33 protein-coding genes and 1 pseudogene are annotated in these 17,378 nt (G+C 33.1%); 32 read left to right on the forward strand and 2 right to left on the reverse strand.

The genetic code is table 11. The annotated features are described in order from the left end of the window. The 32 genes and pseudogenes from AZF08_RS30490 to AZF08_RS16555 form a co-directional block, all read left to right on the forward strand. Positions 1 to 677: pseudogene (locus AZF08_RS30490) on the forward strand (hypothetical protein); the annotation flags it as partial. A gap of 52 nt (positions 678 to 729) precedes the next feature. Next, positions 730 to 1,860 (forward strand): bifunctional lytic transglycosylase/C40 family peptidase, encoded by a 1,131-nt coding sequence (locus AZF08_RS16420; protein ID WP_407639483.1) that lies wholly within the window; start codon positions 730 to 732, stop codon positions 1,858 to 1,860. Between the two features lie 12 nt (positions 1,861 to 1,872). Continuing rightward, a complete protein-coding gene (locus tag AZF08_RS16425; RefSeq protein WP_033678008.1) occupies positions 1,873 to 2,466 on the forward strand; it encodes a hypothetical protein in 594 nt (197 codons plus the stop codon). A 51-nt stretch (positions 2,467 to 2,517) separates the two neighbouring features. Beyond that, entirely contained in the window at positions 2,518 to 2,829 is a 312-nt protein-coding gene (locus AZF08_RS16430; protein WP_033678010.1) for a hypothetical protein, read from the forward strand. Positions 2,830 to 2,974: 145 nt separating this feature from the next. After that, on the forward strand, positions 2,975 to 3,160 hold the full coding sequence (locus tag AZF08_RS16435; protein ID WP_033678012.1) for a hypothetical protein: 186 nt from the start codon (positions 2,975 to 2,977) through the stop codon (positions 3,158 to 3,160). 177 nt (positions 3,161 to 3,337) lie between these two features. Next, entirely contained in the window at positions 3,338 to 3,775 is a 438-nt protein-coding gene (locus AZF08_RS16440; protein WP_033678014.1) for a molecular chaperone DnaJ, read from the forward strand. Between the two features lie 44 nt (positions 3,776 to 3,819). After that, entirely contained in the window at positions 3,820 to 4,230 is a 411-nt protein-coding gene (locus AZF08_RS16445; protein WP_033678016.1) for a hypothetical protein, read from the forward strand. A 1-nt stretch (position 4,231) separates the two neighbouring features. Next, positions 4,232 to 4,510: a helix-turn-helix domain-containing protein gene (locus AZF08_RS16450; protein ID WP_033678019.1), complete on the forward strand. Its 279-nt coding sequence runs from the start codon at positions 4,232 to 4,234 to the stop codon at positions 4,508 to 4,510. A gap of 257 nt (positions 4,511 to 4,767) precedes the next feature. After that, positions 4,768 to 5,880 carry a response regulator aspartate phosphatase gene (locus tag AZF08_RS16455; protein ID WP_033678021.1) on the forward strand — a complete coding sequence of 371 codons (1,113 nt, stop codon included), beginning with the start codon at positions 4,768 to 4,770 and terminating at the stop codon, positions 5,878 to 5,880. Continuing rightward, on the forward strand, positions 5,877 to 6,017 hold the full coding sequence (locus AZF08_RS30495) for a hypothetical protein (RefSeq protein ID WP_156029180.1): 141 nt from the start codon (positions 5,877 to 5,879) through the stop codon (positions 6,015 to 6,017). The genes AZF08_RS16455 and AZF08_RS30495 overlap by 4 nt, the downstream gene beginning before the upstream one ends. Before the next feature lie 148 nt (positions 6,018 to 6,165). Continuing rightward, the gene (locus AZF08_RS16460) at positions 6,166 to 6,738 is read left to right on the forward strand and encodes a DUF6037 family protein (RefSeq protein ID WP_033678023.1); all 573 of its coding nucleotides are present in this window, start codon (positions 6,166 to 6,168) and stop codon (positions 6,736 to 6,738) included. Positions 6,739 to 6,865: 127 nt separating this feature from the next. Next, positions 6,866 to 7,162, forward strand: coding sequence for a hypothetical protein (locus tag AZF08_RS16465; protein WP_033678025.1), 297 nt, complete (start codon positions 6,866 to 6,868; stop codon positions 7,160 to 7,162). A 2-nt stretch (positions 7,163 to 7,164) separates the two neighbouring features. Then, the gene (locus AZF08_RS31805; protein WP_265182929.1) at positions 7,165 to 7,296 is read left to right on the forward strand and encodes a hypothetical protein; all 132 of its coding nucleotides are present in this window, start codon (positions 7,165 to 7,167) and stop codon (positions 7,294 to 7,296) included. 80 nt (positions 7,297 to 7,376) lie between these two features. Next, positions 7,377 to 7,640, forward strand: coding sequence for a hypothetical protein (locus tag AZF08_RS16470; protein ID WP_033678027.1), 264 nt, complete (start codon positions 7,377 to 7,379; stop codon positions 7,638 to 7,640). A 190-nt stretch (positions 7,641 to 7,830) separates the two neighbouring features. Further along, positions 7,831 to 8,313 (forward strand): hypothetical protein, encoded by a 483-nt coding sequence (locus AZF08_RS16475; protein ID WP_033678029.1) that lies wholly within the window; start codon positions 7,831 to 7,833, stop codon positions 8,311 to 8,313. Between the two features lie 105 nt (positions 8,314 to 8,418). Then, positions 8,419 to 8,673, forward strand: coding sequence for a hypothetical protein (locus tag AZF08_RS16480; protein WP_033678030.1), 255 nt, complete (start codon positions 8,419 to 8,421; stop codon positions 8,671 to 8,673). A gap of 165 nt (positions 8,674 to 8,838) precedes the next feature. Then, the gene (locus AZF08_RS16485) at positions 8,839 to 9,105 is read left to right on the forward strand and encodes a hypothetical protein (RefSeq protein ID WP_033678032.1); all 267 of its coding nucleotides are present in this window, start codon (positions 8,839 to 8,841) and stop codon (positions 9,103 to 9,105) included. Between the two features lie 35 nt (positions 9,106 to 9,140). Continuing rightward, complete coding sequence (locus AZF08_RS16490) at positions 9,141 to 9,581, forward strand: hypothetical protein (RefSeq protein ID WP_033678034.1); 441 nt, start codon at positions 9,141 to 9,143, stop codon at positions 9,579 to 9,581. A gap of 195 nt (positions 9,582 to 9,776) precedes the next feature. After that, on the forward strand, positions 9,777 to 10,349 hold the full coding sequence (locus AZF08_RS16495; protein ID WP_033678036.1) for a tyrosine-type recombinase/integrase: 573 nt from the start codon (positions 9,777 to 9,779) through the stop codon (positions 10,347 to 10,349). A gap of 19 nt (positions 10,350 to 10,368) precedes the next feature. Next, a complete protein-coding gene (locus AZF08_RS16500; protein WP_033678038.1) occupies positions 10,369 to 10,593 on the forward strand; it encodes a hypothetical protein in 225 nt (74 codons plus the stop codon). 178 nt (positions 10,594 to 10,771) lie between these two features. Next, the gene (locus AZF08_RS16505) at positions 10,772 to 11,023 is read left to right on the forward strand and encodes a hypothetical protein (protein WP_033678040.1); all 252 of its coding nucleotides are present in this window, start codon (positions 10,772 to 10,774) and stop codon (positions 11,021 to 11,023) included. Positions 11,024 to 11,041: 18 nt separating this feature from the next. Continuing rightward, positions 11,042 to 11,251, forward strand: a complete 210-nt coding sequence (locus AZF08_RS16510) for a hypothetical protein (RefSeq protein WP_033678042.1) — start codon at positions 11,042 to 11,044, stop codon at positions 11,249 to 11,251. A 30-nt stretch (positions 11,252 to 11,281) separates the two neighbouring features. Further along, positions 11,282 to 11,716 (forward strand): NucA/NucB deoxyribonuclease domain-containing protein, encoded by a 435-nt coding sequence (locus AZF08_RS16515; protein WP_033678044.1) that lies wholly within the window; start codon positions 11,282 to 11,284, stop codon positions 11,714 to 11,716. 95 nt (positions 11,717 to 11,811) lie between these two features. After that, positions 11,812 to 11,979, forward strand: coding sequence for a hypothetical protein (locus tag AZF08_RS16520; RefSeq protein ID WP_033678046.1), 168 nt, complete (start codon positions 11,812 to 11,814; stop codon positions 11,977 to 11,979). 280 nt (positions 11,980 to 12,259) lie between these two features. Next, complete coding sequence (locus AZF08_RS16525; RefSeq protein ID WP_033678049.1) at positions 12,260 to 12,727, forward strand: hypothetical protein; 468 nt, start codon at positions 12,260 to 12,262, stop codon at positions 12,725 to 12,727. A gap of 192 nt (positions 12,728 to 12,919) precedes the next feature. Next, on the forward strand, positions 12,920 to 13,069 hold the full coding sequence (locus AZF08_RS30500) for a hypothetical protein (RefSeq protein WP_161486795.1): 150 nt from the start codon (positions 12,920 to 12,922) through the stop codon (positions 13,067 to 13,069). A 184-nt stretch (positions 13,070 to 13,253) separates the two neighbouring features. Further along, positions 13,254 to 13,748 carry a hypothetical protein gene (locus AZF08_RS16530; RefSeq protein WP_033678051.1) on the forward strand — a complete coding sequence of 165 codons (495 nt, stop codon included), beginning with the start codon at positions 13,254 to 13,256 and terminating at the stop codon, positions 13,746 to 13,748. A 54-nt stretch (positions 13,749 to 13,802) separates the two neighbouring features. Next, complete coding sequence (locus AZF08_RS16535; RefSeq protein ID WP_235190119.1) at positions 13,803 to 13,958, forward strand: hypothetical protein; 156 nt, start codon at positions 13,803 to 13,805, stop codon at positions 13,956 to 13,958. Positions 13,959 to 13,994: 36 nt separating this feature from the next. Further along, positions 13,995 to 14,357 (forward strand): hypothetical protein, encoded by a 363-nt coding sequence (locus AZF08_RS16540; protein WP_033678057.1) that lies wholly within the window; start codon positions 13,995 to 13,997, stop codon positions 14,355 to 14,357. Positions 14,358 to 14,542: 185 nt separating this feature from the next. Beyond that, on the forward strand, positions 14,543 to 14,893 hold the full coding sequence (gene nrdI, locus AZF08_RS16545; RefSeq protein WP_033678086.1) for a class Ib ribonucleoside-diphosphate reductase assembly flavoprotein NrdI: 351 nt from the start codon (positions 14,543 to 14,545) through the stop codon (positions 14,891 to 14,893). A 78-nt stretch (positions 14,894 to 14,971) separates the two neighbouring features. After that, the gene (locus AZF08_RS16550) at positions 14,972 to 15,739 is read left to right on the forward strand and encodes a hypothetical protein (protein WP_033678058.1); all 768 of its coding nucleotides are present in this window, start codon (positions 14,972 to 14,974) and stop codon (positions 15,737 to 15,739) included. A 271-nt stretch (positions 15,740 to 16,010) separates the two neighbouring features. Next, positions 16,011 to 16,235 carry a helix-turn-helix domain-containing protein gene (locus AZF08_RS16555; protein WP_033678059.1) on the forward strand — a complete coding sequence of 75 codons (225 nt, stop codon included), beginning with the start codon at positions 16,011 to 16,013 and terminating at the stop codon, positions 16,233 to 16,235. Positions 16,236 to 16,296: 61 nt separating this feature from the next. Here the strand turns inward: AZF08_RS16555 and AZF08_RS16560 are convergent, their stop codons facing one another. Beyond that, positions 16,297 to 16,668: a 4-fold beta flower protein gene (locus AZF08_RS16560; RefSeq protein ID WP_033678061.1), complete on the reverse strand. Its 372-nt coding sequence runs from the start codon at positions 16,666 to 16,668 to the stop codon at positions 16,297 to 16,299. A gap of 45 nt (positions 16,669 to 16,713) precedes the next feature. Further along, positions 16,714 to 17,376 carry a replication-relaxation family protein gene (locus AZF08_RS16565; protein WP_033678063.1) on the reverse strand — a complete coding sequence of 221 codons (663 nt, stop codon included), beginning with the start codon at positions 17,374 to 17,376 and terminating at the stop codon, positions 16,714 to 16,716. Between the last annotated feature and the right edge of the window lie 2 nt (positions 17,377 to 17,378).

Below are 17,378 nucleotides of genomic sequence, written 5' to 3' on the forward strand. Positions count from 1 at the left end.
AAGTAGCCGCTGGGCCAACAACAACGCCGGTAACACCAGCTGCACCAATTCATAACGAAGTACCAGGTCAAGAAGTAGCCGCTGGGCCAACAACAACGCCRGTAACACCAGCTGCACCAATTCATAATGAAGTACCAAATCAAGAAGTAGCTGCTGGGCCAACGACAACACCGGTAACGCCAGCTGCACCGATTCATAATGAAGTGCCAGGTCAAAATGTAGTAGTTACACCAGTCGTAGCAGCTACTAAAGAAACGAAAACAACACCAATAGAAAATAATGTTCCAACGGAACAAATACCAACAAAAAATATTGATTCCTCTGAAATAAAAGAAAGACAAGAAAAAGTAATTAAAAACGAAAAATATGTTTCTAATCCGTTGAAAGATTTCATAACAAATCCAGAAGAACAAATTCAAGAAATTGTTCAAGATTGGATTGAATCGACAGAAGCAGTAAAAGAGAAAGAAACAAATACATCATCAAATGAAAATGAAGCACAAAATAATCATACTGACATAGAGAATGTATCTAATACAGAACGAACAGAAGAACGTGAAGAACAAGAAGAACAAGTGCGCCCAGGTCAACGCCAGCAAGTGTATAACAATCCAGCGCGTGGATCTCGACACTTAGCATCAATGGATGAAGATGAAGATATAGAGAATGTAACATAAGCCCTCTAAGTAATGAGGGCTTTCTTTCTAAGTAAAAGGAGGGGAAGAAAAGTTGCAATCTAGCCAATCACAATTAATGGTTGAGCAGGAAATAGTAGAGCAGGTTCAAAAAAAACAAAAGAAGAAAAAGGGATGGAAAATAAAACTGATCGTAATTTTGATTAGTTTAGCGGCATTAATGATTACTGTAGCTGGAGTTGGTTTGGTTACTGTTTTAATGTTAGATGACGAAAAACCAGCAACTCCAGGTGGAGTAGGCGGGATAGGCGGGATAGGAACGGCGACTGTATCGCCAGAAGTCTTAAAATGGGAACCTCTTGTAAGAAAACACGCGCAAACTTTTGGGATGGAACCTTTTGTGCCACTCGCTTTGGCCCTTATACAACAGGAGAGCGGAGGGATTTTGGTCGATATCATGCAGAGTGCAGAGGGAGCTTTTAACACTCGTTATCCAAAAATACAAAATGGTATAACAGATCCTGACTATTCGATCTGGTGCGGCATACAGGAATTGAAACACTCTTTAGAGTTAGCTGGTGTTTCTGGCCCAGCTGATATAGAAAAAATTAAATTAGCACTTCAAACATACAATTTCGGGCCAGGATTTATCAATTTTATTCAAAGAAATGGGGGAGCGTATACACTTGAATTAGCAAAACAATTCGCCTTAGAACATAACGGGGGACGCACTCAATGTGGCTTTAGAAGTCCATATTGTTATGGGGACTTTTCGTACGTAGAAAAAGTGTTAAAACATTATGTTGTTAACGCTGGCGGTGGTGGTGCTGGCCCAGGAGATGGAACAGGGGATGGCCCAGCCAATGTTAAATTTAATGAAATTATGGCTCTAGTGTCACCTTATGATGGTTATCCATATGTGTTTGGGGGACGGGCGCCGCCATATTTTGATTGTTCGGGATTAGTTGAATGGAGTTACAACAAACTAGGGATTAGAATTAGCGGAACAGCGGAGGATATGTATAATCAAACAGTCCCAGTAGATAAGCCAGCACCTGGAGATTTAGTTTTTTTCCATGACACATATAAAGCTGGTATTTCTCATATTGGGATTTACATTGGTGACAATAAAATGTTCAACGCTGGGGGAACACATTTACATTATGCAGAGTTAAGTAAACAATACTGGGTAGATCACTTTTCGGGAATTAGACGTGTGAGATAGGGGATGAATAGTATGAATAAGGGGATTATAGCTATTTTGATATTGTTATTTTTAGGAGTTGGGGCATATGCAACCTCTCAAACTTCTAAAGTAAATGAATATCAAAAGAAATATAAAGATGCAAATAAAAAATTACAAGTAATGCAAAAGAAAAATGAAAAATTAGACCAGGAGTTGAAAGGAAAAGAACGAAATACGGAAACAGAGGTAAAGAAAGATGCTGAGGATTTTTTAAAAGCCTTTTTTGCTTATGATACCGCAAAGGGAGAAAGAGCATGGTCTAAAATCAAGCCTTTTACTACGGAAAAAGCTTTAAAAATGTTAGTTCCAGCAGGGACAGATATAAATGAAGCCATAGAAAAAACGGAACCTAATAAAACTATAGTTTCTGATATTGATAAATTGTTATTGTACTATACACCAATAGATGCAACACATGCGAATGTATTTGCTCGTGTTTGGCAAAAAATAACCGTTAATGGTGTTTCTAGTGTTACACAAATGCCTTTGGATATTTCGCTGATATATGATGATCAAAAAAATAGATGGGTAGTCGATGAAACCAAGATTCAACAGCCTTTGAAAGAGGATGGATATATAAGCTGATTTTATATGTTGAAACCCAATAAGTACGCTAGTTTATAAGGAGGAAAGGAGGTGGATCATGACATGATAAGCGTACTTATTTGGATAATAACAGGGATTGTTGCATATCTGTGCTATAAGACATTAGATATTGAACAGGAAAAGCTAGAAAACGGAAAATACGATATATACGGGTTTGGAATCGTGGCCATTAGTTTTATTGGTATGTATATTCTTCGAACTTTTTTAACTGATAGAACCGATTTACAAACACTGTTTATTCTAATCTCTATTGTGACAAACGGGATTGGCATCATGTATATGGCAAAACAATTCATTTACGACTATCATCATAATAAACTTCCACCATTCCACAGAAAATGACCTTCCAGATTCGCGTTTAAGAAACTTTTGATAATGTATCAATACAATGAGTATTAAATCTGTATTTGTTTGTTATTTCAGCTACAGAGAGCCTTAAAATCATTTTTGTATTAAAGGAATTATTATTTTAGCTTGGGAGGGGAAAATGGGAACAATTATGACAGTTTTGTTAGTTGTATTCATTTTAGGGTCGATTGTCTCTCTTTTAATGAAAAAAATAAAAAGTTTAATTCGGTTTGTAGTGCTTAGTATGATTTTTTCGATCTATCACATTAATATAGATGTTCTAGAAATCTTGAAAAGTATTGGCGGGCCAATATTTTCACCTTGATATTTATATAACGAATTTATGGTAAGAGCTAGATATATTTAGCTCTTATTTTTTTGAAAATAATTGTAAAATTAATACAAAAATGTAAAATAATACTTGTTTAATGCGCTAGCGCATGATAATATATAATTAAGAAATGCGTTAGCGCATTCAATAAACAAAAAGGAGATGTTGACCATGAATTTCTTTCACAGTGTCACTACCTTAGAGGAACTAAAGAAACAGTACAAAAAATTAGCAAAAAAACACCATCCAGATTTAGGTGGAAAACATGAAGACTTTATTCAACTAAAGAAGGAATATGATAAGCTCTTTGAAAAACTAAATAACACATCTGAAAACACTGGAGCATATCAAAATATCATTGATGAAATTATAAAATATGATCTTGAAATTGAGATCATCGGAACTTGGATCTGGATCACAGGCAATACTTACAAAATAAAAAAAGAATTAAAAGAACTTGGTTTTAAATGGGCAGCAAAGAAAAAGGCTTGGTACTGGTATGAAGGTAAATACAAAAAATATCATAAAAAAGATTTCACACTTGATGAAATTCGTACCATGCACAAGGTTAAACGCATCAAGAAATCAAAACCGAAGCTTGAATCCTAAGAGGGAATTTCCCTCTTAGGTTTTAAAAAAGGAGGATGCCCGTTATGTACATTAATGCTAATTTTGATAAAATCAAGCACATATATGACGTTGAAAGACTGAAACAGTATAACAGTAGTTGTGAAAGAGATATCAAAAGGCTGGAAGGAATTATTGAAAAAATAAAAAAATATCAAATGGAAATTTTTAAACACGCTCAACATGTTGTGAATACAGAAATGAAAAATGTTGTAACACTTGTTAGAAGAAAAGAGTATGCCACAAAGCGTGTTAAATATAATGTACAACTTGAAGTATGGCCAATTATCCCGATGAAGCATGTGGAAAATGAAAGGGTATATGGGGCATATAAGCATGAAAAGATGTTTGGAGGAAAAGAACGGCATCTTGCTTTAAAATATGCGAATGATCTTGCTGAAACATATCACTGTGAAATTGAAAGAAAGGGGTTTTAATATGCAACGGAAATTTAGGCTTCCAGACGATGTCTGGGAGCAATTTTTAAAAAAAACAAGTGCGCCAGCTGAAACATTACGCCAATTGGTAATGAATTATATTTCTGATGATAGTAACCCGTTAGATGAAGTTATGGGCGTTGAGACAGCAGCCGAGCAATGGGATATGCCACCTGGAACAATAAAAAATTTATGTGCAGCTGGTGAAGTAAAGGCGATAAAAATTGGTAACAGATGGATCATTTCGAAAAGACAACAAAATCCTAAAAATAGGCTGTAGAATAGGTTTATATGTGATTGCAACTAATTTACAAAAACGGTGCTATTTTGGCAACTGATTTTTTATTATTAGGGTTGTTCTTGAAAGAAAGTATAGATTTAGTAAATGTTTTTAAGTAAGTATTAGACTTATTTCAAAAAAAAACAATAATTAGCTATTTTGTTGAGAAACATCCATTTTTCTGAATATTAAATGTATTGTTCTGTAATTTTTGATATTATGGTATTAATTTACATGAAAAAGGGGAAGTGAATGTTATGGGTGTTCAAACAACAACTAAAGAAAAAATTACAAGCCTATTGAATGAATGGTATGAAGAAATTCGTATGCGAAATATTGATACAGCCCAGCAGTTAAAAGAAAGCATTGATAGCAAAATTCACGGTATAGAAGAGGATCAAAATATAATTGTGTATTATGCACTCCTTAACTTCCGTTACAACATACTTTTTGATAATAAAGACGCTACGGAAGATAGTTTGAAAGCCCTAGAGGGTTTACCAGCACCGAGAGAAAACTTTTTAACATATTATTATCACTTTTTCAAGGCGCTTCATGCTGTAGAAATTGGGGATTATAACAGAGCAAATGAATCATATCATAATGCAGAGAAATTTTTGGAATTTGTTCCAGATGTTATTGAAAAGGCCGAATTTCAATATAAACGAGCAATATATTACTGGCAAACACGTCAACCATTAAAAACCCTGGATCATGCTTTGTATGCTAAAGAATTATTTTTGAAACACAATGGCTATGAAATTAACGTCGCAGGATGCGAGAACATAATAGGATTAGCTTGTAATACATTGCGACAGTTTGAAAAAGCAGAAGAACATTTCCTTGTGGCCCTAAATATTTTAGAAAATACAGGGCATGAAAATTTAATTTTAAAAACACGTCAAAATCTAGGATTGTTATATGCAGATCAAGATATGTCTGAATTAGCAATACGTTATTTGTCAGAAGTGATTGAGCATGAGAAGTGCAGCCTTACAGATCTTCCGCTTTTGAAAGCCAATTTCTTACTAGTAAGAGAATATTTTAAACTAGGTCAAAAGAGCATTGCATCAAAATTGATTCCAGAAGGAATTAATGTATGTAAAAGTTTAAGAAATAAAGAATACGAGCATCATTATAAAATTTTAGAAACTATGAACAATGGATCATCAACAGAAACGTTAGAATCAGTAATACAAGAAGGAATTTCTGTTTTTGAACAAGAAGGATTAATTGGATATGTGAAAGACTACTCTCAACAGTTAGCAATTAAATTTGTTGAAGAAAATAATTTAGAAAAAGCAGGGAAGTATTATCACATAGCTCATCAAGCAGAAAAAAGATTACAGGAAAGGGAGTCGTTGAAATGAAAAAGATCGGTTTAATAGGGTTTGTGGCTGCAATGATCATGACTTTAGGGATTACTTCATCAAATGATACTCAACAAGCTAAATCCGTTTCTAAAGATAGCATTATTCAATATACAGAGCATGGAACAGGTTGGTAAAAATCAGCGGATTATAAAAAAAGAATATTATTACCCCACTATGAAAAACCTTGCTGTTAAAAGTAAGGTTTTTTACTTTTTTTAGGAAACAAATATTTTGTTCCAAATGGTAAAATAAAGTAAAAGTTTATAATTGGGAGGTAGAACAATGAAATTAAATGGTCTGGTGAATTTGTATGAAGAGATGAAAAGACAAGAAATAAAGCGTTATAGATTTGATTTCACTTTCAATAAAGTAACTTTTGATGTTTTCTTTTTTATAGATGAATCTCCTTTTAAATTAATGTTCGGGGCGAAATTAAGAAATTTTTATTTTGAATTAGATGTGAAACCTGGTTTCAATATTAATACTTATTTAGGTGAAAAATACAATGAATTATGTGAAGTGCTAGGCCTAGAATATGATCCAGATAATCATTTTAAGTCCAGTTATTTCTTTGAAGAATTTAATCAAAGAATCCCTGTAATAGTAAATGTGAATAATCGCCCGCAACCGCACGAAGTTGCTACATACAGACGGGACGTTGAAGAATCCGAAAGGATATACTTCTGGGGCTGGTTAAATCACGGGAATTCGGGTAAAGGCGTGACTCCAGAGAACCTAAAAAAGACCGAAAAAATACTAGGTGTAGATGCGTATAATACTTGTAAGATTAGAAATATAAGTAGTAGATGGACTGATGAAAGAAGTAAAGCTGTAGCTTATACAGAACCTCAATAAATTAAATAGAAATAGGTTTAAAAAAATCAGACTTTTCACAAAAACGCCTTGCAAGGCGTTTTTTAATGGTGTATAATCGCCTTATAAGGCGTAAAAAATAAGGGTATTAGAAAGGGGATTATAAGAGATGAAACCAATTATAGTTATGAGTGATTGGGATAATAACGATGGCCAGGGGGCAGAAGTGAAATTATTTTGGGATATGCAAAATGCGATTAATCACGGAAAAGCTCTTGTGGAGAAGTATTTAAAAGATAGAAATATCACAAGGAGATCTTTTACAGGTAAGTGGGATCAAGTGTATGAAGAGATTTGGGAGGAAGGATATACCTTTAAATCAATGCTTGAAGATGACGTATTTGACGTATTTGTACATGAAGGGGAATTTATGGATCATCCACCAATATGTAAGGGGGTATTTTAATAATGAAAACATGTATTTCCGAATGGCTTTCACTAAGTAAAGATATTAAATTAAAATTAATCCGTTTAGCAATTTTAGAAAACCAAATAAAAAACCCTTCGATGCTACAAGCAAACAAAGGGTTAATCAAATAAGTGACCGTAAAGAGGGGAATCTCGTCCATTCCCTTCTTTCATATATTTTATCATATTTAGATTACAAAGGAGCCTTATTTATGAAAGAGATTCAAAACTATATGACACCAGCAGAAGCAGCATATCGTTGGGGAGTGGCCCGTGAAACGTTGAGAGATAAATATAATCCATCAAAAATGACGGAAGAGAAAAGAGCTAATATACAAAGTTTGCTGGATGAGGGATTGATAAAATATTTCTTACATCCAAAGGGCCAACGGAAAGAATGGATTATTAGTCAACAAGCAATGGTTATATGGTTTGGTGATCCAGTTCACCCAGCTCCAACGATCATGACTATATGAACCTATTTTGGATAGTTTTTATTGGAAAATGGAGAATTGAAATGGATATAAAATGAGTTATTCTAATGAATTTAAAAATCAAAAATATGGCTCTCATGATTTTTTAGGTGTTATTCAATCTTTTTAATAAAAGCATTATTTTGTAGGATTTAATCAAATTTGAATTTTGTATGAAAACGGAGGGATTAGAATGTTTAAAAGGGTTAAGAAGTGGCTTTTTGAGTATACGTATACAAAATATTTAGTGGAATTAAAGGAAAAAGAACATAATTCTTATGTACCTATTGATTTAGGAGATCAACTGTCTATCATTAAATTACTTAAATATCTTGGTGCTCAAAAATGTCGATTGGAGGTATATCAAAGACCTATAAAAGAGTTATTCGACTTAAGTATGTCAGATTTACAAACTACAAATACCTCCATTATTATTTCTTTAGAAAACAATCGTAAAATTGAATTGAATTATAAACTTGACGGACATGCAACAATTTCATTAATTGATGCCGAAACAATGGTATTCGAGTTATCAGAGTCTATATTTTCACGTTCATTTTATATTAAATTGACTGTATCGTTACCTTTTACAATAGAACATATCATTGAAGAATCAAAAAGGCTATCTAGAGAACATAGAGAAAATAAAGAAGATCCTATAGAGCAAGACATATAATTATAAATTTTGAAAAAAGCTACATCATGGTAAACAGATAATCTTTTGTAACAAAAGCATAAATTTAATACAATTTGAATTTTATTAAGAAATGGGGAATGAGAAATGGCTATTGAAGCACATAAATGTAACGTTAAAGGGTGCAATGGTCTTGTAGTTTTCGAAAATGCTGATTTTGATTTGCAAAATCCCGACACAATTAAAGGAGTTTATGCACTTGATAATCCTACTTGTAACGTTTGTGGAAAAGAATTTTTAGTAGTACCTAGCTATTCTGTCATTGATCTTGATGAAGAAACACAAGAATTTGAGGAAATTGAATCAGCTTGTATTACTGAATGGCAGAATCAAAAATTTTAACCAAAGCGTTATTTGAATTGATATAGTTGGCCTTTTTTGTCGAATGAAAAAGATTGTAATTTTAACCAATGTTGGTTAAAATGAAATTGTAAGATATAGGAAAATTATGAACTAGAAAGCGGAACGGGATATAAATTAAAAAAATAATGACTGGTGGGAACAACAATGAAAGAAATTGATAAGTATTTGTTTCTTTCCGAAGCATCTTATATATGGGGAATACCATATAATACAGTACGAAATAAAGTGAAACCATCGGTTACATCACAAGAGGAAATAGACCGAATGATTCAACAAGGGCTAATTAAATACTTTGAACCGCCACAAAAAGCTGATAACAAAAGTAAGAAAACACAAAAGTCATGGATAGTTTCTAGAGCGGCAATGTATGAATGGTTTGGTAATCCTAGAACGATACAACACAAAAATTAAGCTGTAGGGACATTTAATCATAGGGAGGAAATTTAATGATTAAAAATTTAAAAGTATGTGCGCTTAATTTAACGATTGGGGTATATTTAGGTGTAGGTCTAATTGGATGGTATTATATTTTCACACTAGCCAGGGCTAATCATTATGAATGGAATGCGCAAGACTTAAAGCTTTGGGGCATTTCATTTTTTGTAATGTCATTAATAGTTGCCGTTATAACAGGTTTTAATGGGGAATCGAAACCGTTTAGGAAGTTTATGATAAGATGGTTGTTAATTGTACCTTTTACAATAATAGTTCTGTTAGGAGTATTATCTACAATCATATACTATAAAACAGAGGGTACAGCGGCATTAGAAACGGGACTATGGATTACACTTATTGCTCCAGGAGTATTTTGTTTCGTGGTATGGATTTTAAGTGAGTATGATGAATATAAGCGATACAAGAAAGAACATGCTTCTTTCGTAGAATAGAAAATGAGTTTTACAAAAGTATGAAAATAGCAAATTGGTGTAAACCAGCTATATAGTGCGTTTTACGCATGCAATAGCTGGTTTTTTCATGTAAAAAAACCAAAGGAAATCATTGTTAATTTTACAAATTACAGTTATAATATAATTAAGTTTTACATAATATAATTAACAACAAAGATTAGGAGGTCATTTTATATGACGAAAGGAGGACGTAAGCCAGGAGCAAAAGAGCCGATTCGTTCACTTGAAAAAATTGACGAAATGAAAGAATGGTTATTGCGCAACTCGTCTTATCGGAATTACTTTATTTTTTATTTTGGTATTAATACAGGTTTAAGGATCAGTGACATATTACGTTTAAGAGTCAAAGATGTTAGAGGAAAAGACGTAGCAAAAATTAAAATGGAGAAAACGGAAAATACCGTTGAGGTATATTTTAATTCGGTCTTGCAGCGTGAAATTGAAAAGTATACAAAAGAAATGGCGGATTCAGATTGGCTGTTTCCAAGTCGTGAAGGAGATAAGCCAATCACAAGACAAATGGCTGATACAATCCTAAGAAAAGCGGCCCTGTCTTGTGGCATTGATAGGGATCATTGGGGTACACACTCGATGAGAAAAACGTTTGGTTACTTTTACTATCAAAGAAACAAAGATGTATATTATTTAATGAAATTATTTGGTCATACAACACAAGGGCAAACATTACGGTATATCGGTATTGAAGCTGATGAGATTAGAAAAACGATGGAGAATTTCACGCTATAGAAAAATAAGGGGGAGAAGAATGGGTGTAAGTGAAGGACGTTCAGAGTCGGAACAAAGATACAAAAAATATGAGCGCATTTTTGTGATTTCCTTTCTTTCTTTAATAGTGCTTATTATTTGTAGTGTAGTTGTTGTAGCGTATACAGGTTTTAAATTTGTGACGTATTTGCTAGTTCCAATTTTAGTTAATGTCAGCATTACTAATGCAGCTCAAAAAAAATATAAAGGATTAATGACTAAATAGATTTTATCTTTCTAAATGGGGAATGGGAGGTTTTAATCATGGGCGTTATAAATCCAGATATTGAACCGTTTGTAATGGCTAGTTTTGGAATTACACTTGCTTTAATCCTTTTAGCGGGCGTTTCAATAAGACACGTTCATAAAAGGATTAAGGGATAAATAGAAAGGGGGCGATATAGGTGAAATTCGCGGAATTTGAAGCCTTAAAAAACTATGATTCACCAACGGTGTGTTTTTGCGAACATGATATGAAACATAGCTGTTTAATTGCTATCCCTTCATTTAATTGGAGTTTTCTTGTGGATTACAAGATCAATTTTAAAGATGAAAGGCCGATGTTAATTAAGGCTTTATACAAATGTGTTAGTGATTATGATGTGGAAAGTGTTGCGGATGTATTTTATGATTTTGTTTTTAGTGAATTTTATTAAAGGATAGGAGGAAAAAAGATGAAACAAGAACTAGGGTTTGTTTTAAAGGCTGAGGGAATTTTAGGTGATTTAGAAGTGGAATTGCGTGAAATATATGATAATCATGAAGATATTTATTCAAATGAACATATACAAATGAGAGAGTTATTAGGAATTATAAGAGCAACAAAAAAAGATATTGAAAAAATTGGTGGGAAATTAATTCCTTCAAGTGAATTTGATTTATAAAATACTTATTTTCTACAAAGGAGGGTATTAATGAAAAAAAAGGCTTTTATAGGTGGTTTTGTGGTTGTTAGTATGCTGTTTACGGGATGTTCAATGACTCACGATAAAACAAGTGTAAAACAAGAAAATGGATCTGAAAAAGTGGCGCAAGTCATAGAATTTCCTTCTTCTAAATATCCAGAAACGGGCGCTCATATCAAAGAAGCCGTTGAAAAAGGGAAAACTGATATTTGTACTATAGACCGAAAAGGGGCCGCGGATAGAAGGAAACAATCTCTAGCGGGTGTACCAACAAAAAAAGGATATGATCGTGATGAATATCCAATGGCTATGTGCAAGGAAGGTGGATCGGGTGCGGATATTAAGTATATCAAGCCTGCGGATAATAGAGGGGCTGGATCGTTTATAGGAAACAAAGTGGATCATTTACCAGATGGGGCACAAGTTAAAATTGTAGTTAAATAAAAAGTCAAAAAATTTCAAAAAACTCTTGATTTAAGTAACTTAATTCATTATAATAAAGGTAACCTAAATCAAAAGACTACCAGGAAGGGGAACAAATGAAAAAGCATGGAGGGAAAAGAGAGGGTGCTGGTCGTCCGTCTCTCGGTATAACGAGAAAGGTTTCAGTTACACTTTCCGAAGAACATTGGCAACGCATAAAAGATAGTGAAAAGACATATTCAGAATTCTTTAGAAAACTAACCCTAGAGAAATTTGAAAAGTAAAATTGCAAAAGAAAAAGCCCTGTCAATGTCGGGAAACGTAGCCAGGACTCTTTCTATAACTTGTGATAATTTAGAAAGGATGGTTTGTTGTGTCAAACAATCTTTTAAAAATTACCAACGATGAGTGTATTTTAACATATCCTCATCGAAAATCGAAATCCCTCAAAAAATTTTACTCACTCATTTCAGAAAATTACAAAAATATAAGTGAATGGCTTGGTATTGAAGAAAGTATTTTTGATCAAATAGTTTTTGAATTTTATTAAAAGAGGGATACAGGATGAGCCAATTTATTCATTCTTTAAAGCAAGTCATACTATTATTTGAGTCGCCAAAAAAGCCACACAAAATCGGTGCTGTCATTGAAGTGAAAGGAAAAATGTTTCTTGTTATTGGAATTGAAAACTTCAAAATATACGGAAGAGAATTGACAATATGGTATACCGTGCAGAATTTAGAAGTTCATGATTTTATTTCTGCACAGGTTAAACCTTTGTTACGTAAGTTTGAAAAGTTATCAGTTTTGTATAAATACGATGACAAACGTTTTGAAGACCTTCAACCTGGTAGAACAGTTCCTAGTCGTGGAAAACAATATAAAGTCATTGAACATACTTCTATTGTCTTAAATGAGGCGACTATTAACCTTGAGTTTCTAGCGAGTCAAGTAGTACCGATTGATCGAAAAAAAGTAAGAATGAAGTATTTTGCCGAAAGGAAGAAACAACTAGAAATTGATGTTTTATAAAATCGTTATTTGCGCGACACGTTTCCTTATTTGTGAAAGTCGCACGTACAGTGTTAAGCGGGGGAAAAGATGGAGATAACTTCAAAGTCTTACCTATCGCAACGATAAATTATAATTTTGTTAAGAAAGGAAGTTTGTTTATGTTTGTAACCATTACAACACATAACGGTCAAATAGTTAGAGAGGAAGATAATGGGCAAACCCGATGTAGTAATTGTGGAATGGCTTCTAATAGAGCTAAAACATGCATTGCCGGTGGGTATTTATGTGATGAAGAATGGGCTTGTTGTGAAGAATGTTATGACGAAATGGTTGAAAAAGGCTGTTGTTTTGAAGAATTAAGCAACAATGTCTATAGGCAACAGAAATATTAATAAGGGCATTCTAACACAATTTACTTTTTAGAAGAAAGGATGAGAAGAAGTGTCTGTAACCATTAAAAATACATTAAGTTTTGTTGGATTAGTTTTATTAAGTGCTTTGATCTCATTTAGTTTAGTGAATTAATTAAAGGGGGGATTTCATAATGAACCATATCGAAATGTTAAAACAGGGAGAAATTGAAATTGGAGCAACTGATAAAAATGGAAATACATTAAGACAATTTGATTTTGTTGTTAAACAAGATGATGAGGGCATTAATATTTGTTGCATTCTCTTTCACGGTGTAACAAGAGAATTTGTTGCAATGAGCACATCTGACTGGTGGATTCCTTTTCAGGATTTGCACATAACTGAAAAGCTTGATCATGTCATAGCAAAAGAGTTTTTCGGCTTACAACGAGTGGGCCAGTATTGGGGGGTGGAAAATCAACCGTTTGAAAATATGCCATTGGATCATTTTGGCGCTCTTAATGAGTCTACAAATATTCTAGAAAAACTAGGTGAAGAACATAATGCGATGATCAATAAAGTGGATGGTTATTGGCATATAAAAATTGGTGACAAAAATTATAGGGATGAACGTCTAGGCGTTGCGGTTTGTTTGGCGGCCGTAAGTACAGTGAGAATATCAGCTTAATAACTTCATAAAAATGGGGTGAACAGGTTGTACGTTTTTGATGTGCGGTACGTAATGGGTGGAGAAGAATATAAAAAGTCATGGCTTTTGGCTTGGCCCGAAGAAGGATTCCAATTAAGGGAAGATAATAATTTAGGGGTCAAACAAATTTTAAGTGAAGAACATGGAAAAGAAGTAAAAGTTATAGAAACAGATTTAGAGGAATTTTGATTGGAAAAATAGTTGAAAACGAAAGGGGTAATTAAAATGTTAAATGTTATGTTGGATGAAAAAGTTCAAGTAAAATCATTAGGGGCTAAATCTCGTAAGAATAAAGGAACGAAATTTATTATACCTTTGAGCGAAGCACAGTATGATCAATTAGAGCAATTGAACTTATATGATGAAGAGGTAAGCATCATTGCTGGAGAATTGATCCGTGAAGGTTTAGAGTACGCTTATATGGATGATATTCCATTGCATGAATACAATCAAAATGTATATGAGCTTGTAAGCGTTGAAATTCCATCTGGGGAACGCCGTACGTTAGATATTTTGGCTAAAAAACACGGTTGCACAATGAGGAAAATGGGATATACAATCTTGAATTTTATGTTAAAAGCACAGTAAAAACACCCCACACAAAGGTATAGAGTGAATTTACAAAAGGTATTCTGTTGCAAATGATTTTTCATCAAAGGAATTTAGTCTGGTACACTAAATTCCTTCTTTAATGTTATAACAAGTAAATAATATAATTCAATAAATTTCATCCTTTCTTTCAAAATATAAGGGGGAAGTGCATCATGAAAGACATCTTAGTATGTTACGATTCAAAAACAGGAAATGTAGAACGTTTTATTTCTAAATTAGGACTGAAAGCAATCAAAATAAAGGAAAATATGAAAATAGAAGATAATTTTATTTTTGTTACGTATACAACGGGATTTGGGCAAGTGCCAGAGAGAGCGTTGAGCTTTTTGAAAAGGAATCATAATAAATTGTTGGGTGTGGCTGCGAGTGGGAACCGTAATTGGGGCCATAGCTTTGCAAGAAGCGCGGATATAATTGCAAAGATGTACAAAGTACCTATAGTCCATAAATTTGAGCTATCGGGTATGGAGCAAGATGTAAAAAGATTTATAAGAAATATAGATTTGTTGTAAAGGTATTTAAGGGAATATACATCTGTATGTTATTCTTAGTATACATTTATACTTCTAACAAGGAAGGATGCGATTAGAGTGTCTACAGAGCAAAAAATAATACAAGACTCATTAAAAAAACAATATAGTGAAGAATATAAGGCGCTACAAAAGAAGTGGCATAGCATAAATCAAGAGTTATTTTATACCTGTCGTTTGGCTTATTGGACGCAATGGGTGTCATTCCACATTGAACATTGCACATGGCTTCTTAAAGGGAAAATGAAGCAACCAAAGAGGCAAGAATGTATGAAACAACGTCAATATTTATATGATTTGAAGCATCAAGCCTTTAGTTTATTAGCACGTAGTAAATATGCACAATTAAAAGCGTTTATACCGCCATTTCATCGTGAGTTATGTAATGAGCATAAAATGAAGGTTGGAAAACAACCAGTACATTTTATGTTGGAAAAAATGTATAAAGAGGTAAAAGAATGTCCTAAGTGTCGTGAGGGAAAAGAACATTATTATTCCTTATATGCTGTTGAGATTAAGCATGAGGAAACAAATACATTCTTTTTATTTCACGTACCGTATTTTAAAGTCAAAGATATGGTCAAGAGAGATATTAGTACGCTTCCAAAGCTCAAACGTTATTCGTTAGATATTGGAGTTACAGAAATTTCAAATGTAAAAAGGGTTCCCGATGCATTTAGTTATAAATTAACGGTCAAAAAGTTTAAAGAAAATCTTGAATCTCTTTCGGATCTTATCAATAAAGATAAAAAATCAATTACGTTGAATAAAGAGAAAAGTAATCAAAAAGTATTAGGGAATGCGAGATATAAAGAGAAAAAGAAATAAGCACCTATATAGGTGCTTTTTCTTTTGAATTTTTTTCGAATAATCATAGCAATGGTTTGCTAATAGGCTGATTTATAGTGGCAAACTATTACTATTGTTATGTATGATACATTCCACAAAAAAATTACAAAAAAGCGGCATTTATTATCTTTAATTTAAACATATGTGTAAAACTCTGGACATATGACTGAAAAATCAAACAAATGTATAAATCAATGTTTTCGTGACCAAAATACTAATAAAACATAAAGGGAGAAAGGATTGTATAACGATGTGGGGTAAGCGAAAACATAAAACCAAATTGGCTAAATGGTTATTTGAACAGGGGTTAGAACAACAGGATTTAGTAAAGGCAAGTAAAGTGAGTCGTAGTACAATCTCAAAAGCTTGTAATGAGAGAGAGTATATTCCTAGTCCTGGAGTTATGAAACTATTGATTAAAGCTATTAGGAAGCATGATCCAGAAGTGAATATAAATGATTTTTGGAGTTTGTAAAAGAAAAAGCTATTTATCTTTTAAAAGATAAATAGCTTTTTCTTGGTTGCAGTAAACTGAATTATTCACTAGCCCAATCACTAACTGTTAATTTAGACCATCCGTTTCTAGGAGTTCCAGGCGTATACGGTGTAGCAGGTGTATACGGTCTAGCGGGTCTATACGGTGTATATGGAATATAAGGAGGATATGGTGCGTTAGGTGTACCAATAGACTCAATAGGAGAATCTGGATTCCATAAAACCACTTGACCTTTGGTATCAAAGAAAGTCCCATTTTTAACGGGGCCCAACCACTTAGCATTTTTAGTAGTAAATACATTATGTTTACATACAAAAGCTATCCAGTTCATATTTGTATCAAAAATATAAATTTTCTCTTCCTCGTCTAACCAAGCTACTAAATTACAATTTCGATCATATAACGGTTGCATATTTTCACCCCTACATTCGATATTACTAATATTATAGCATCTATATTAATTAATTTTAATTTTAATACCTTGTTTAGCGAGGTTAGATGTAGAAGCTTTTTTCATAGGAGAGAACATATTCATTAAACTGTTAATATTCGGAACTTGAACTACTTTTATATATTCGCTTGTGATTTGATAATGTGTATCGGTAATCATAAGGACAATAGGGAATACTTTTTTATTTTGCCGTTGCCAATGAAATTGTTGCCAAATGTTTGATAAATAAAATTGTTCATAGCGCTCTATCTTGGATTGCATAACTTTTTCACTGTATTGATTGCGTTGAATTTCAATCATAAATGGAGTGTTTCGGAATAAACAAAACATATCACATTCAATTGTTCCTTTTTGACCGAATTTTGGTTCAATCAGTACGTTAGAAGGCGTATCGTATTTCGTTAATTCTATATAAGTATCAACGATGGATAGAAAGTGAAAAATTTTTTGGCTGTTGTCTTTTATTTTGGATTCATACGGTGCATAGACATAGGGCTGAAAAGATTTATAGGAACGGATATAATTTCGATCTTGAAGGCGTTTTAAAACCAAATTACAGTTCGACACGGGATTTTTTAAATGTGAAAAGTGTAATGTAATAATTTGATTTCGACTTAAAACACGGAAACGAATTAGATCGTCTAAAATAGCTTTGTCACGTTTATTCATGG

It is taken from the genome of Bacillus gaemokensis, assembly GCF_001590835.1.
Lineage (GTDB): Bacteria > Bacillota > Bacilli > Bacillales > Bacillaceae_G > Bacillus_A > Bacillus_A gaemokensis.

What these genes read in the sequence shown, in the direction of transcription:
- AZF08_RS16495 (WP_033678036.1), top strand. Translation starts at nt 9,777, where the DNA reads ATGACGAAAGGAGGACGTAAGCCAGGAGCAAAAGAGCCGATTCGTTCA.
- AZF08_RS16530 (WP_033678051.1), top strand. Translation starts at nt 13,254, where the DNA reads ATGAACCATATCGAAATGTTAAAACAGGGAGAAATTGAAATTGGAGCA.
- AZF08_RS31805 (WP_265182929.1), top strand. Translation starts at nt 7,165, where the DNA reads ATGAAAACATGTATTTCCGAATGGCTTTCACTAAGTAAAGATATTAAA.
- AZF08_RS16465 (WP_033678025.1), top strand. Translation starts at nt 6,866, where the DNA reads ATGAAACCAATTATAGTTATGAGTGATTGGGATAATAACGATGGCCAG.
- AZF08_RS16470 (WP_033678027.1), top strand. Translation starts at nt 7,377, where the DNA reads ATGAAAGAGATTCAAAACTATATGACACCAGCAGAAGCAGCATATCGT.
- AZF08_RS16525 (WP_033678049.1), top strand. Translation starts at nt 12,260, where the DNA reads ATGAGCCAATTTATTCATTCTTTAAAGCAAGTCATACTATTATTTGAG.
- AZF08_RS16515 (WP_033678044.1), top strand. Translation starts at nt 11,282, where the DNA reads ATGAAAAAAAAGGCTTTTATAGGTGGTTTTGTGGTTGTTAGTATGCTG.
- AZF08_RS16540 (WP_033678057.1), top strand. Translation starts at nt 13,995, where the DNA reads ATGTTAAATGTTATGTTGGATGAAAAAGTTCAAGTAAAATCATTAGGG.
- AZF08_RS16480 (WP_033678030.1), top strand. Translation starts at nt 8,419, where the DNA reads ATGGCTATTGAAGCACATAAATGTAACGTTAAAGGGTGCAATGGTCTT.
- AZF08_RS16435 (WP_033678012.1), top strand. Translation starts at nt 2,975, where the DNA reads ATGGGAACAATTATGACAGTTTTGTTAGTTGTATTCATTTTAGGGTCG.
- AZF08_RS16535 (WP_235190119.1), top strand. Translation starts at nt 13,803, where the DNA reads ATGGGTGGAGAAGAATATAAAAAGTCATGGCTTTTGGCTTGGCCCGAA.
- AZF08_RS16565 (WP_033678063.1), bottom strand. Translation starts at nt 17,376, where the DNA reads ATGAATAAACGTGACAAAGCTATTTTAGACGATCTAATTCGTTTCCGT.
- AZF08_RS16455 (WP_033678021.1), top strand. Translation starts at nt 4,768, where the DNA reads ATGGGTGTTCAAACAACAACTAAAGAAAAAATTACAAGCCTATTGAAT.
- AZF08_RS16425 (WP_033678008.1), top strand. Translation starts at nt 1,873, where the DNA reads ATGAATAAGGGGATTATAGCTATTTTGATATTGTTATTTTTAGGAGTT.
- AZF08_RS30495 (WP_156029180.1), top strand. Translation starts at nt 5,877, where the DNA reads ATGAAAAAGATCGGTTTAATAGGGTTTGTGGCTGCAATGATCATGACT.
- AZF08_RS16445 (WP_033678016.1), top strand. Translation starts at nt 3,820, where the DNA reads ATGTACATTAATGCTAATTTTGATAAAATCAAGCACATATATGACGTT.
- AZF08_RS16485 (WP_033678032.1), top strand. Translation starts at nt 8,839, where the DNA reads ATGAAAGAAATTGATAAGTATTTGTTTCTTTCCGAAGCATCTTATATA.
- AZF08_RS16560 (WP_033678061.1), bottom strand. Translation starts at nt 16,668, where the DNA reads ATGCAACCGTTATATGATCGAAATTGTAATTTAGTAGCTTGGTTAGAC.
- AZF08_RS16440 (WP_033678014.1), top strand. Translation starts at nt 3,338, where the DNA reads ATGAATTTCTTTCACAGTGTCACTACCTTAGAGGAACTAAAGAAACAG.
- AZF08_RS16475 (WP_033678029.1), top strand. Translation starts at nt 7,831, where the DNA reads ATGTTTAAAAGGGTTAAGAAGTGGCTTTTTGAGTATACGTATACAAAA.
- AZF08_RS16460 (WP_033678023.1), top strand. Translation starts at nt 6,166, where the DNA reads ATGAAATTAAATGGTCTGGTGAATTTGTATGAAGAGATGAAAAGACAA.
- AZF08_RS16500 (WP_033678038.1), top strand. Translation starts at nt 10,369, where the DNA reads ATGGGTGTAAGTGAAGGACGTTCAGAGTCGGAACAAAGATACAAAAAA.
- AZF08_RS16490 (WP_033678034.1), top strand. Translation starts at nt 9,141, where the DNA reads ATGATTAAAAATTTAAAAGTATGTGCGCTTAATTTAACGATTGGGGTA.
- AZF08_RS16520 (WP_033678046.1), top strand. Translation starts at nt 11,812, where the DNA reads ATGAAAAAGCATGGAGGGAAAAGAGAGGGTGCTGGTCGTCCGTCTCTC.
- AZF08_RS16450 (WP_033678019.1), top strand. Translation starts at nt 4,232, where the DNA reads ATGCAACGGAAATTTAGGCTTCCAGACGATGTCTGGGAGCAATTTTTA.
- AZF08_RS16510 (WP_033678042.1), top strand. Translation starts at nt 11,042, where the DNA reads ATGAAACAAGAACTAGGGTTTGTTTTAAAGGCTGAGGGAATTTTAGGT.
- AZF08_RS16555 (WP_033678059.1), top strand. Translation starts at nt 16,011, where the DNA reads ATGTGGGGTAAGCGAAAACATAAAACCAAATTGGCTAAATGGTTATTT.
- AZF08_RS30500 (WP_161486795.1), top strand. Translation starts at nt 12,920, where the DNA reads ATGGGCAAACCCGATGTAGTAATTGTGGAATGGCTTCTAATAGAGCTA.